This is a genomic window from Streptosporangium sp. NBC_01755, assembly GCF_035917995.1.
In the GTDB taxonomy this organism is placed as follows: domain Bacteria; phylum Actinomycetota; class Actinomycetes; order Streptosporangiales; family Streptosporangiaceae; genus Streptosporangium.
The window spans coordinates 7,177,482-7,190,989 of record NZ_CP109131.1; the positions used below are offsets into that span (position 1 = coordinate 7,177,482).

The window sequence follows — 13,508 nt, forward strand, 5'->3', positions numbered from 1 at the left end:
CCCGGCACCGCAGCGGCCGGCCGTAGTCGAACGGCCCGGCCACGGGAGGGGCGGCGGGACCTTCCGCCGCCCGCCGGGGATGTCAGCTCTCGATCTCCGTGCGGTCGCCCGACCACAGGGTGTGGAAGGAGCCCTCGCGGTCCACCCGCTGGTAGGTGTGCGCGCCGAAGAAGTCACGCTGCCCCTGGATCAGGGCCGCGGGCAGGCGCTCGGCACGCAGCCCGTCGTAGTAGGCCAGCGCGGTCGAGAAGCCCGGTGCCGGGATGCCCAGCTCGGCCGCCTTCGCCACCACCCGCCGCCACGAGTCCTGCGCCAGGGTCAGCGCCTCGGCGAAGTAGGGGGCGGCGAGCAGGGTGACCGGCTTGTCCGGCGCCGCGTACGCCTCGCGGATACGGTTCAGGAAGACGGCGCGGATGATGCAACCGCCCCGCCAGATCGTGGCCAGCACGCCGGGGTCGACGTCCCAGCCGTACTCGGCGCTGCCCGCCCTGATCATGTCGAACCCCTGGGAGTAGGCGACGATCTTCGAGGCGTACAGCGCCCGCCGCACGTCCTCGGCGAAGTCCTCACCGACGGCCCCGGCCGGAACACCCGACGGGCCCGGCAGGCCGCGCGCGGCCGCGCGCAGATCGGCGTGGCCGGAGAGGGAGCGGGCGAACACCGCCTCGGCGATGCCGCTCACCGGAACACCCAGGTCCAGGGCGATCTGCACGGTCCACCGGCCGGTGCCCTTCTGCTCCGCCCGGTCGGCGATCACATCGACGAGCGGCCTGCCGGTGGCCGTGTCGACCTGGCGGAGCACCTCGGCGGTGATCTCGATCAGATACGACGACAGCTCGCCCTCGTTCCATCCCGCGAAGATGTCGGCGAGCTCCGCCGGGGTCAGGCCGAGCCCCTGCCTGAGCAGGTCGTAGGCCTCGGCGATGAGCTGCATGTCGGCGTACTCGATACCGTTGTGCACCATCTTCACGAAGTGCCCGGCACCGTCGGGGCCGATGTGCGCGCAGCAGGGCACTCCGTCGACCTTCGCCGCGATGTCCTCCAGCAGCGGGCCCAGCGCCTGGTACGACTCCTTCGAGCCGCCCGGCATGATGCTCGGCCCGAGCAGCGCGCCCTCCTCCCCGCCGGAGACCCCCGCGCCGACGAAGTGCAGGCCGCGCTCACGCAGCGCGGCCTCGCGCCTGCGCGTGTCGAGGAAGTGCGCGTTCCCGCCGTCCACCAGCATGTCGCCCGGCTCCAGCAGGGGGGCGAACTCCTCGATCACCGCGTCGGTCGCCGCCCCCGCCTTGACCATGATCAGGATGCGCCGGGGACGCTCCAGTGCCGCGACGAGTTCCTCGGGAGTCTCGCAGGGGACGAAGGTCCCCTCGTCCCCGTGCTCCTCGACCAGCGCCTTGGTCCTGTGCGGTGACCTGTTGTGTACCGCTACCGAATGCCCGTGCCTGGCCAGGTTACGGGCGAGGTTCGCCCCCATGACGGCCAGCCCTGTCACACCGATCTGTGCCTGAGTCATTCTGTGACACCCCTTTTTCCTGTCCCAGAGTGCCAGTCTGGCCTACCGGCGGATCACCGGAGGCCATTGTCGCCCTGGAGCGTCTGCGTGCCCGACCGCTGCTGGGCGGGCGGGTTCTGGTCGCGGTTCTCGACGTACATGAGCCCGACCCCGGCCAGCAGCAGGATCACGAAGGCCACGGCCACCGCGACGAAGACCCGCGTGTTCGACGAGACGGGATGCTCGGGCGGCCTGGTACCGGAAAGTCCTCTCACCCCAGGAGAGGTCAGATGCGACCGCACCGGCTCCCTGCCGGGCCCGCCCTGGACCGGCGGCGTGCCGTACGGCGGTGGCGCTGTGGCGTACGGCGGCGAGGGGGCGGGGGCAGCAGAGACGGGCCGCGGGGCACGAGGCGGGGAGGCCGGGACGTCATCCCCCGGACGCAGGCTCGTGAGGGCGTCCCGCAGCGCGGCCACCGAGGGGGTGCGCCGCGCGGGGTCGGCGGCCATGGCATCCCTGAGCACGGCGGTCAGTTCCGGCGGCACCCCCGGGATCTCGGGGACGGGCAGGCGGTGCAGGGCCATGATGACCGCGATGTTGACCACGCCGCTCTCCGGGAAGCGCGGGGGGCGCCCGGAGAGCAGCGCGTACAGCGTGGCGGCGAGGGAGTAGACGTCGCCCGCGGGGGCGGGTTCGGTCAGCTCGAACGCCTCGGGTGGAGCATAGGCCGGAGTAAGGGACTCCCTGGTCACCGATGCCTCGCTGCCCGACGAGGGCATGGTGGCCAGGCCGAAGTCGGAGAGCACCGCATTGCCGTATCGGTTGATCAGGATGTTGGCGGGCTTGATGTCGCGGTGCAGCACCCCGGCGGCGTGCGCCGCCGACAGCGCGTCGGCGATCCGGATGCCGATGTCGGTGACCTCGGCCGGCGGCAGCCGCCCCTCGGCGCGCATCCGGTCCAGCAGCGACCCGCCAGGGCACAGCTCCAGGACCATGTACGGCCGGCCGTCGGGCAGGACCCCGGCGTCATAGACATGGGCGACGTGCGGGTGGCCGGAGAGGGCGCCCGCCGAGGTCACCTCGCGCATGAAACGGCGCCGGTCCCGTTCCGAGACCAGCACCCGGTTGTCCACCTTGAGCGCGACCTCGCGCTCCACCGCCAGCTGCCTGGCCCGGTAGACGATCCCGAAACCACCCTGGCCGAGCACCCCGGACACCTCGTAGCCCGGTACGGCGACGGCACCCGCTCCGGCCACCTGCCACCTCCTGAAGACCAGCGGCAGATTACCGGAGTTTCACCCGCGAACCGCGTGTTATCCGGGCAGTCGAAGCTCACCACCGGCACGCCTGCTCCCGGTGCCGGGCGTGATCAAGCCGAGGAGCATGTGCAGGGTCGTCGACTTGCCGGCGCCGTTGGGGCCGAGCAGTCCGACGATCTGGCCGGCCTTGACGGTAAGACTCACCTTCCGGACAGCGGTCGCCGAACCGAACCTCTTCGCCAGCGCCACAGCCTCGAGAATCACCGCCACGTAAGCGTGTGATCCATCGGTCTCCCGGGCAGTCGGTTTTCTCCGGTGGCGTAGGTCGATTTGACGATGCGGGACGAGGTTCGTACAGTTCACCAGACCCGAGGGAGACGGCGGTGGCGCCGGGGTCTCGGGAACCTCTCTAGCGATCTTCACTCCAAGGGGATATTTGTCTCCAAAGGAGCCTGATTCGACATGAATCAGGTGGTCGAGTAAGTTAGAAGGGTTGCTCCGGAAACGGGGTCGTCGAATTCCAGCAAGACCTGCAAGATCAAGTCAATCGCTTCAAAACGAGCCGGTTTGACACGGAAAAGCGGGCCTGAAAGAATAACGGCACAACGAAAGAACAGAATAAAACGAACCGCCCCTGGTTCTCCGATCGAGTCCGGTCGGGACGACGGTGTACGCGTCCGTTTCTTGAGAACTCAACAGTGTGTTAAAAGCCAGTGCATGAAGCACAACCCTGTCCGACCTGCCCTTTGGGGTGGGAGGACGGATTCCTTTGGTTGAACATCCATCATGTGAGATGGGTGCTTTCAGCCGGGAGCAACTGTTCAGACATTGTTTGGAGAGTTTGATCCTGGCTCAGGACGAACGCTGGCGGCGTGCTTAACACATGCAAGTCGAGCGGAAAGGCCCTTCGGGGTACTCGAGCGGCGAACGGGTGAGTAACACGTGAGTAACCTGCCCCTGACTCTGGGATAAGCCCGGGAAACTGGGTCTAATACCGGATACGACACCTCCCGGCATCGGGTGGGTGTGGAAAGTTTTTCGGTTGGGGATGGACTCGCGGCCTATCAGCTTGTTGGTGGGGTAACGGCCTACCAAGGCGACGACGGGTAGCCGGCCTGAGAGGGCGACCGGCCACACTGGGACTGAGACACGGCCCAGACTCCTACGGGAGGCAGCAGTGGGGAATATTGCGCAATGGGCGAAAGCCTGACGCAGCGACGCCGCGTGGGGGATGACGGCCTTCGGGTTGTAAACCTCTTTCAGCAGGGACGAAGTTGACGTGTACCTGCAGAAGAAGCGCCGGCTAACTACGTGCCAGCAGCCGCGGTAATACGTAGGGCGCAAGCGTTGTCCGGAATTATTGGGCGTAAAGAGCTCGTAGGTGGCTTGTCACGTCGGGTGTGAAAGCTTGGGGCTTAACTCCAGGTCTGCATTCGATACGGGCTGGCTAGAGGTAGGTAGGGGAGAACGGAATTCCTGGTGTAGCGGTGAAATGCGCAGATATCAGGAGGAACACCGGTGGCGAAGGCGGTTCTCTGGGCCTTACCTGACGCTGAGGAGCGAAAGCGTGGGGAGCGAACAGGATTAGATACCCTGGTAGTCCACGCTGTAAACGTTGGGCGCTAGGTGTGGGGACCTTCCACGGTTTCCGCGCCGTAGCTAACGCATTAAGCGCCCCGCCTGGGGAGTACGGCCGCAAGGCTAAAACTCAAAGGAATTGACGGGGGCCCGCACAAGCGGCGGAGCATGTTGCTTAATTCGACGCAACGCGAAGAACCTTACCAAGGCTTGACATCGCCCGGAAACACTCAGAGATGGGTGCCTCTTCGGACTGGGTGACAGGTGGTGCATGGCTGTCGTCAGCTCGTGTCGTGAGATGTTGGGTTAAGTCCCGCAACGAGCGCAACCCTTGTTCAATGTTGCCAGCACGCTCCTTCGGGGGTGGTGGGGACTCATTGGAGACTGCCGGGGTCAACTCGGAGGAAGGTGGGGATGACGTCAAGTCATCATGCCCCTTATGTCTTGGGCTGCAAACATGCTACAATGGCCGGTACAGAGGGTTGCGATACCGTGAGGTGGAGCGAATCCCTAAAAGCCGGTCTCAGTTCGGATTGGGGTCTGCAACTCGACCCCATGAAGTCGGAGTCGCTAGTAATCGCAGATCAGCAACGCTGCGGTGAATACGTTCCCGGGCCTTGTACACACCGCCCGTCACGTCACGAAAGTCGGCAACACCCGAAGCCCGTGGCCCAACCAGCTTGTCTGGGGGGAGCGGTCGAAGGTGGGGCTGGCGATTGGGACGAAGTCGTAACAAGGTAGCCGTACCGGAAGGTGCGGCTGGATCACCTCCTTTCTAAGGAGCATCGGCTGCGGTCGTCTTCGGGTGGTCGTGGTTCAGGTCGTGTCTGCAGGCGTATGTTCTGCACACGGCGCGCTCATTAGTGGAGCACTGGCTATTCGGTTCGGCGGGATCGCTGATCGGTTAGTACCGCCTTGGTTCTTCGGAGCCGGGGAGTGGGAACGGCGGTTGCGGGGTTTCGCTGGGGTGAACACACTGTTGGGTCCTGAGGAAACGGACTTTGAGGTGGGCCCGCTTGCGGCGGGCTTGCTGTCTGTTTGGGCCTCATGCGGGACCGATCATCTGTCATACCGGCTCGTTCGTGGCGCACCGTGGGTGCGACCCGGGTGGGTGTTGGTGGCGGGTCTGGTCTGGTCGCTGTTTGTTGTTTGAGATTTGCATAGTGGACGCGAGCATCTTTGTGGCCAAGTTTTTTAGGGCACACGGTGGATGCCTTGGCATCAGGAGCCGATGAAGGACGTGGGAGGCTGCGTTAAGCCCCGGGGAGTCGCCAACCAGACTTTGATCCGGGGATGTCCGAATGGGGAAACCTAGCACCAGTCATGTGGTGTTGCCTCCGCCTGAATGTATAGGGCGGTTGGTGGTAACGCGGGGAAGTGAAACATCTCAGTACCCGTAGGAAGAGAAAACAAATAGTGATTCCGTGAGTAGTGGTGAGCGAAAGCGGATCAGGCTAAACCGTAGGCGTGTGATAGCCGGCAGGCGTTGCGTTTACGGGGTTGTGGGACCCTCTGGGAGGGGCTGCCGTTCCTCCGGACAGTAAGAAATCCTTTCGATAGCCGAAGCTTCTGGGAAGTGGCGCCGTAGACCGTGAGAGTCGGGTAGGCGAAATCGGTTGGACTGTTGGAGGGGATCCCAAGTAGCACGGGGCCCGAGAAATCCTGTGTGAATCTGCCAGGACCACCTGGTAAGCCTAAATACTCCCTGATGACCGATAGTGAACAAGTACCGTGAGGGAAAGGTGAAAAGCGCCCCGGTGAGGGGTCGTGAAATAGTACCTGAAACCGTGTGCCTACAAGCCGTAGGAGCGTAAACATTCTTCGGAGTGTTTGTGATGTGACTGCGTGCCTTTTGAAGAATGAGCCTGCGAGTTATGGTGTGTGGCGAGGTTAACCCGTGTGGGGGAGCCGTAGCGAAAGCGAGTCTGAATAGGGCGTTTGAGTCGCATGCTGTAGACCCGAAGCGGAGTGATCTAGGCATGGGCAGGTTGAAGCGCGGGTAAGACCGCGTGGAGGACCGAACCCACCAGGGTTGAAAACCTGGGGGATGACCTGTGTTTAGGGGTGAAAGGCCAATCAAACTCCGTGATAGCTGGTTCTCCCCGAAATGCATTTAGGTGCAGCGTTGCGTGTTTCTTGCCGGAGGTAGAGCACTGGATGGCTAATGGGCCCGACAAGGTTACTGACGTCAGCCAAACTCCGAATGCCGGTAAGTGAGAGCGCAGCAGTGAGACTGCGGGGGATAAGCTCCGTAGTCGAGAGGGAAACAGCCCAGACCACCGACTAAGGCCCCTAAGCGTGTGCTAAGTGGGAAAGGATGTGGAGTCGCAGTGACAACCAGGAGGTTGGCTTAGAAGCAGCCACCCTTGAAAGAGTGCGTAATAGCTCACTGGTCAAGTGATTCTGCGCCGACAATGTAGCGGGGCTCAAGTACACCGCCGAAGTCGTGGCATTCACACATGTATCCGAGCCTTTGTGGTTTAGGTGTGTGGATGGGTAGGGGAGCGTCGTGCGGCCGGTGAAGCAGCGGAGTGATCCAGCTGTGGAGGCTGTGCGAGTGAGAATGCAGGCATGAGTAGCGAATCAGAAGTGAGAAACTTCTGCGCCGGATGACCAAGGGTTCCTGGGGCAGGCTAATCCGCCCAGGGTAAGTCGGGACCTAAGGCGAGGCCGACAGGCGTAGTCGATGGACAACGGGTTGATATTCCCGTACCCGCTACGATGCGCCAATACTGAATCCAGTGATACTAAGGGTCCTTAACCCCTCCGAGCCTTCGGGCTTGGGGTGAGGGTGAACGCCTGGCCTGAACTGGTAGTAGGTAAGCGATGGGGTGACGCAGGAAGGTAGCCCAGCCCAGGCGATGGTAGTCCTGGGGTAAGCATGTAGGACGTGTTGTAGGCAAATCCGCAGCACATTAAGTCTGAGATGTGATGCCGAGCCGATTGTGGCGAAGTGGGTGATCCTATGCTGCCGAGAAAAGCCTCTAGTGAGTGTCGTGGCGGCCCGTACCCTAAACCGACTCAGGTGGTCAGGTAGAGAATACTAAGGCGATCGGGTGAACTGTGGTTAAGGAACTCGGCAAATTGCCCCCGTAACTTCGGGAGAAGGGGGCCTTCGCTGGTGATGAGTCTTGCACTCTGAGCTGGTGGGGGTCGCAGAGGCCAGGGGGAAGCGACTGTTTACTAAAAACACAGGTCCGTGCGAAGTCGTAAGACGATGTATACGGACTGACGCCTGCCCGGTGCTGGAACGTTAAGGGGACCGGTTAGTCGCACGTGTGTGGCGAAGCTGAGAACTTAAGCGCCAGTAAACGGCGGTGGTAACTATAACCATCCTAAGGTAGCGAAATTCCTTGTCGGGTAAGTTCCGACCTGCACGAATGGCGTAACGACTTCCCCGCTGTCTCAACCGCAGACCCGGCGAAATTGCACTACGAGTAAAGATGCTCGTTACGCGCAGCAGGACGGAAAGACCCCGGGACCTTCACTATAGCTTGACATTGGCGTTTGGAACGTCTTGTGTAGGATAGGTGGGAGACGGTGAAGCTATCACGCTAGTGGTGGTGGAGTCATTGGTGAAATACCACTCTGGTCGTTTTGAACGTCTAACTTCGGTCCGTGATCCGGATCAGGGACAGTGTCTGGTGGGTAGTTTAACTGGGGCGGTTGCCTCCTAAAGAGTAACGGAGGCGCCCAAAGGTTCCCTCAGCCTGGTTGGCAATCAGGTGTCGAGTGTAAGTGCACAAGGGAGCTTGACTGTGAGACCGACGGGTCGAGCAGGAGCGAAAGCTGGGACTAGTGATCCGGCGGTGGCATGTGGAAGCGCCGTCGCTCAACGGCTAAAAGGTACCCCGGGGATAACAGGCTGATCTTCCCCAAGAGTCCATATCGACGGGATGGTTTGGCACCTCGATGTCGGCTCGTCGCATCCTGGGGCTGGAGTAGGTCCCAAGGGTTGGGCTGTTCGCCCATTAAAGCGGCACGCGAGCTGGGTTTAGAACGTCGCGAGACAGTTCGGTCCCTATCCGCTGCGCGCGCAGGAGACTTGAAAGGAGCTGTCCCTAGTACGAGAGGACCGGGACGGACGAACCTCTGGTGTGCCAGTTGTTCCGCCAGGAGCACGGCTGGTTGGCTACGTTCGGAAGGGATAACCGCTGAAAGCATCTAAGCGGGAAGCTCGCCTTGAGATGAGGTCTCCCACCCTGTGAGGGGGTAAGGCTCCCGGTAGACGACCGGGTTGATAGGCTGGAAGTGGAAGCGCAGTAATGTGTGGAGCTGACCAGTACTAATAGGCCGAGGACTTGACCTCAAAGCAATTCTTGCTCGCGTCCACTAGGCAATTCTGAGACAGCAAACGGTGGTTTGTGTGTTTCATAGTGTTACGGCGGTTATGGCGAAGGGGAAACACCCGGTTACATTCCGAACCCGGAAGTTAAGCTCTTCAGCGCCGATGGTACTGCACCGGGGACGGTGTGGGAGAGTAGGTCGCCGCCGGACAATTTTTCATGTGAGGGCCCTCACCATTCGTGGTGGGGGCCTTCGTGTTTTCTGCCGGGAACCCGCACCGCCGACGCCACCGGCTACCGCTGACCGGCGCCGAGGCCGTCGTGAGCGGTTACCGGGCCGGCGTGCCGATGTCGCCCGAGGAGCCGTACAGGTCATGCAGGCGGGTGGCGGCACCGGCGACGCGGGCACGGAGATCGGGGGGCGTCGCGCAGGCCGGGAGAGAGCGCGGCCGAGGCCTTCAGGCGCGCCGTGGCGGCCACTTCGCCCAGTCCCATCTCCCGCAGCGCCTCCGGCACGCCCAACAGGAACAGTGCCTCGGCCTCGGCGCGGTCCAGCCCGGTGAGGCGGGTGCGGTATCCGTCCAGCAGCCGGTAGCCGCCGCCCCGCCCCCGGTCGGCGTAGACCGGCATGCCGGCCTCCGACAGGGCGAGCACGTCACGGTGGACGGTCCGCTCGGAGACCTCCAGCTCCCGGGAGAGCTCCACCGCGGTCATCCGGCCCCGCGCCTGGAGCAGCAGCACCAACGACATCAACCTGGCCGCGCGCACACCCCGACCCTAGACCCTGTCCTGTAGATCTTTTGCTCACTGTGGTCGGTCAGGGCGGGTACGTCGCGTGGCCACGTTGCATGATCACGGTTGTCGCCGGTACTGTGGCGACATGCGATACCCGGTTGCCCTTCGGTGGTGGCGCCGCTTCTAGGCGGCGCAGGTTTCGCATTCGCGAGCAGACAGACGGCCGCCCAGGGAGGCGGCCTTTTCTGTGTCCGCTCCCTCTGGGCATCAGGGAAATCAAAGGGGCGATAACGCAGTGGAGACGAGCCGATATACCACCGCCGGCGGCGTAGGGATCGAGGTCACCGCGTCCGACGTGCCGGAGACGGTGCTTGAGGACGTCGTCACGACGCTCGGTGAGCGTCGTGGTGGAGTGCTCTCCTCCGGGATGGAGTATCCCGGCCGCTACAGCCGATGGCACCTCGCCTACGTCGATCCCTGCCTGGAGATCGTGGCCAGGGGGCGCAGGATCTCCGCCCGCGCGCTGAACGCCCGCGGCAGGGTGGTGCTGCCCGCCGTCGTGTCCTGCCTGCTCGCGGCGGGCAAGCCCGTCGAGGAGCCGACGGGCGATTTCGTCGAGGTCCACGTGGCGGAGTCCGAGGACATCCTCCCCGAGGAGATGCGCAGCCGCCGCCCCACGGTCTTCACCGCGATTCGCGAGGTCATCGCCGTGTTCAAGGGCGAGGACGAGCACCTGGGCCTGTACGGCTCCTTCGGCTACGACCTGGCCTTCCAGTTCGAGCCGATCAGGCAGGTCCTGCCGCGGGGCGCCGACCAGCGTGACCTCGTGCTCCACCTGCCCGACCGGGTGATGGTGATCGACCGCAAGCGGGAGACCAGCAAGGAGTTCCGCTACGAGTTCACGGTGGACGGTCTCTCCACCCACGGGCTCGCCCGCGAGGGAGAGGTCGTGCCGCTGCCCCCCGCGCCCTTCGAGCTCCCGGCCGACCCCGAGAAGGGCTCCTACGCCCAGGTGGTGGCCGCGGCCAAGGAGAAGTTCGTCCGCGGCGACCTGTTCGAGGTCGTTCCAGGTCAGGTCTTCCACGCGCCCTGCGCCGACCCGGCGGCCTTCTACCGGGAGCTGCGCAAGATCAACCCAGCGCCGTACGAGTTCCTGTTCAACCTCGGCGAGGGCGAGCACCTGGTCGGCGCCTCCCCGGAGATGTACGTCCGGGTCAGCGGCGACCGCGTCGAGACCTGCCCCATCTCCGGCACCATCGCCCGGGGGAGCAACCCGGTCGAGGACGCCGACGCGATCCGCACCCTTCTGTCCAGCGTCAAGGAGGAGTCGGAGCTGACCATGTGCACGGACGTGGACCGCAACGACAAGTCGCGCATCTGCGTGCCGGGGACGGTCCAGGTGATCGGCCGGCGCCAGATCGAGATGTACTCCAGGCTGATCCACACCGTCGACCACATCGAGGGCAGGCTGCGGCCGGAGTTCGACGCGCTCGACGCCTTCCTCACCCACATGTGGGCCGTCACCGTCACCGGTGCACCCAAGACCTGGGCCATGCAGTTCATCGAGGATCATGAGGCCACCACTCGCCGCTGGTACGGCGGAGCGGTCGGCTACATCGGTTTCGACGGCTCGATGAACACCGGTCTGACCCTGCGCACCGCGCAGATCCGCGGCGGGGTCGCCACCGTCAGGGCCGGGGCCACGCTGCTGTTCGATTCCGACCCCGCCTCCGAGGAGCGGGAGACCGAGCTCAAGGCCAGCGCCCTGCTGGGGGCTCTGGCGGCGGTCGGCGTGGCCCCGCAGGAGCAGACCGAGCCCCAGGTGGCCGCGACGCCGCAGGGAAGCGGGATGAAGGTCCTGCTCGTCGACCATGAGGACTCCTTCGTCAACACCCTCGCCGACTACTTCCGTCAGCAGGGCGCCGAGGTCGTCACGCTCCGGCACGGCTTCCCCGTCTCGATGATCGATGAGATCGCGCCGTCCCTGGTGGTGCTGTCGCCAGGACCCGGCTGGCCCTCCGACTTCGGCCTCCTGGCCCTGATCGGCGCCCTCTATGAGCGCGACCTGCCGGTGTTCGGCGTCTGCCTCGGCCTGCAGGGCATGGTGGAGCAGGCGGGCGGCACGCTGGAGTTGCTGTCCTATCCCGAGCACGGCAAGCGTGGCCGGGTCCGGCGGCTGGGCGACAGCGCGCTGCTCGACGGGCTCCCCGAGGAGTTCACCGCCGCGCGCTACCACTCGGTCCACGCCAAGCGGACGGGTGTCGCCGGCTTCACCACCACCGCGCTCACCCCCGACGGCGCGGTGATGGCGATCGAGGACGTGGAGCGGCGCCGCTTCGCCGTGCAGTTCCACCCCGAGTCGATCCTCACCGCCGAGGGGGGAGCGGGAGCGAAGGTCATCGCCAACGTTCTCCGGCTCTGCCGCACGTCCGGGTAAAGAACCGGTATTTCGAACCCGGCACTCACCTCGGGTGACCATCATGTTCAGCGAGGGGATTGCCGGGTTCATCCGGCAGGTGAATCGCTGCTCCGTTACGGTTCTTGGGATCGAAACGGTCAGGGCCTGGCCGTCGCCCACCTCGGCCGAGGGAGACGAGAAACCGCTCCCTTCGGGGAGCGGAGGAGTCACAGGGGTCTCCCCGTCGCAAGGATCGCAGGGGTGACGGCCGGATCTGGCCGCCGCCCCCGCGACCGGGGGAGGAGTGGGCATGAGGTCGGACGGTGTGCTGCCCGTCGAGCTGCCCGACGCCGTACGGGAGGCGCTGCTGGCGCCGCTGGTCGACCAGAACTGTCACGGCGTGCGCCGTGACGACCTGACCAGGGCCCGGTTCGAGACGCTGCTCAGCGACGCGGGAACTCCGGCGCCCCCGGGTACCACCCACTTCGACACCCCCGTCGGCACCGCGGTCCGCCGCTGGTGCGCGCCCGTCCTCGGTCTCGCCCCGCACGTGCCGCCGGCCGTGTACCTGGCCCGCAGGGCGGAGTTGGGCGCCGCCGAGGTGAACCGGCGACTGCTGGGCGCCGCGGGGATCGCCACCTTCCTGTTCGACGGCTTCGACCGCTTCGACGGGCTGGACGGGCTGGACGGGGACCTCGACGGGCCCGAGGTGCTGCCGCCGGCCGAGATGGGCCACGCGGGTGGCGCCGACACCGCTCGGGTCGTCCACATCGAGCGGGCCGAGGAGGGGGTGGCCAGGACCGCGGTCTCGGGGGTCTCCTACATCTCGGCCCTCGCCCAGAGCCTCGCCGCGCGGGCCGTCCGCGCCGTCGCCCTGAAGTCGGTCACGGCCCACAGGTCCGGGCTCCATCTCGACCCGGCCAGGCCGAGCCGGGGAGCGGTGATCGCGGCGGCCACCCGGCGGCTGGCCTGCCCGGGCGAGAGGCTCGTCGATCAGGTGCTCCTGCGCCACCTGCTCTGGACGGCCGTCGACGTGGCCAGGGAGTACGGACGGCCGCTGCAGTTCCACACCGGTCACACCCGTTACGGCGGCGGCGCGCGTCAGGGGGTTCATGCCGGTCGCGGCGGCCGTACGGTCTACGGCGGTCGCGATGCTCACAGCGGTTCCGCGGGGGGCGCCGGTTTCGGAGGTTCCGGCGCCTTCGAAGGCCGTGCGGGCCCCGGCCCGTACGGCGCGGGTCCGGCGACGATGACCGGCTTCATCGTGGCCGTGCAGCCGGTGGGTGTGCCCGTCGTCCTGCTGCACTGTCACCCGTTCCACCGCCGGGCGGCCTACCTCGCCGGTGCGCTTCCGAACGTCTACGTCGACGTGGGAGCGGCGCTGACCCGCAGCGCCACTGGTTCGGCCGCGGTCATGGCGGAACTGCTTGAGCTGGCACCGTTCCACAAGCAGTTGTTCGGCTCCGGTGGCCACGGCGTGGCGGAGACCTGTCACCTTGGGGCCCTGCACTACCGGCGAGGGCTGGCCGGGGCGCTCGCCGCGCGACTGGCAGACGGAGAGTGGAGCACCTCGGACGCCGTCCGGGTGGCCCAGATGATCGGCTCCGGCAACGCCCGCAGGATCTACCGGCTGTGAACGGTGCCGGTCTTCGGGGCGGCCGGGCTCCCCGCGCCGTTACGGTCTACGATGTTGCGCGACCGACGACGCGACGAGGGGGAGCCAGTTGACGGGCGATGAGGCAGGGGCACGTTTTCTTGAC

General features: G+C 65.3%; 5 protein-coding genes, 3 rRNA genes and 1 pseudogene. 5 read left to right on the top strand and 4 right to left on the bottom strand.

Going from position 1 to position 13,508, the window contains the following annotated elements:
- Positions 1–82 precede the first annotated feature (82 nt).
- The 3 genes from gndA to OG884_RS33165 are packed head-to-tail and all read right to left on the bottom strand — an operon-like array spanning position 83 to position 3,021.
- Positions 83–1,513 (bottom strand): NADP-dependent phosphogluconate dehydrogenase, encoded by a 1,431-nt coding sequence (gene gndA, locus OG884_RS33155; protein ID WP_326639473.1) that lies wholly within the window; start codon positions 1,511–1,513, stop codon positions 83–85.
- Between the two features lie 53 nt (positions 1,514–1,566).
- Entirely contained in the window at positions 1,567–2,748 is a 1,182-nt protein-coding gene (locus OG884_RS33160) for a serine/threonine-protein kinase (RefSeq protein WP_326639475.1), read from the bottom strand.
- A gap of 57 nt (positions 2,749–2,805) precedes the next feature.
- Positions 2,806–3,021: an ATP-binding cassette domain-containing protein gene (locus OG884_RS33165; protein WP_326639477.1), complete on the bottom strand. Its 216-nt coding sequence runs from the start codon at positions 3,019–3,021 to the stop codon at positions 2,806–2,808.
- A 559-nt stretch (positions 3,022–3,580) separates the two neighbouring features.
- On the opposite strand from OG884_RS33165, the gene OG884_RS33170 reads away from it, so the two are divergent.
- From OG884_RS33170 to rrf, 3 genes are all read left to right on the top strand, one after another.
- A 16S ribosomal RNA gene (locus OG884_RS33170) occupies positions 3,581–5,104 on the top strand.
- Positions 5,105–5,512: 408 nt separating this feature from the next.
- Positions 5,513–8,638, top strand: a 23S ribosomal RNA gene (locus tag OG884_RS33175).
- 71 nt (positions 8,639–8,709) lie between these two features.
- Positions 8,710–8,826: ribosomal RNA gene (gene rrf / locus OG884_RS33180) — 5S ribosomal RNA — on the top strand.
- Together the 16S, 23S and 5S rRNA genes form the textbook arrangement of a ribosomal RNA operon.
- Before the next feature lie 188 nt (positions 8,827–9,014).
- Here rrf and OG884_RS33185 read toward each other — a convergent pair.
- Positions 9,015–9,383, bottom strand: a pseudogene (locus OG884_RS33185) (helix-turn-helix transcriptional regulator); the annotation flags it as partial.
- A gap of 262 nt (positions 9,384–9,645) precedes the next feature.
- Here OG884_RS33185 and OG884_RS33190 point away from each other — a divergent pair.
- On the top strand, positions 9,646–11,787 hold the full coding sequence (locus OG884_RS33190) for an anthranilate synthase component I (protein ID WP_326639479.1): 2,142 nt from the start codon (positions 9,646–9,648) through the stop codon (positions 11,785–11,787).
- A 271-nt stretch (positions 11,788–12,058) separates the two neighbouring features.
- The gene (locus OG884_RS33195) at positions 12,059–13,384 is read left to right on the top strand and encodes an amidohydrolase (RefSeq protein ID WP_326639481.1); all 1,326 of its coding nucleotides are present in this window, start codon (positions 12,059–12,061) and stop codon (positions 13,382–13,384) included.
- Positions 13,385–13,508 lie beyond the last annotated feature (124 nt).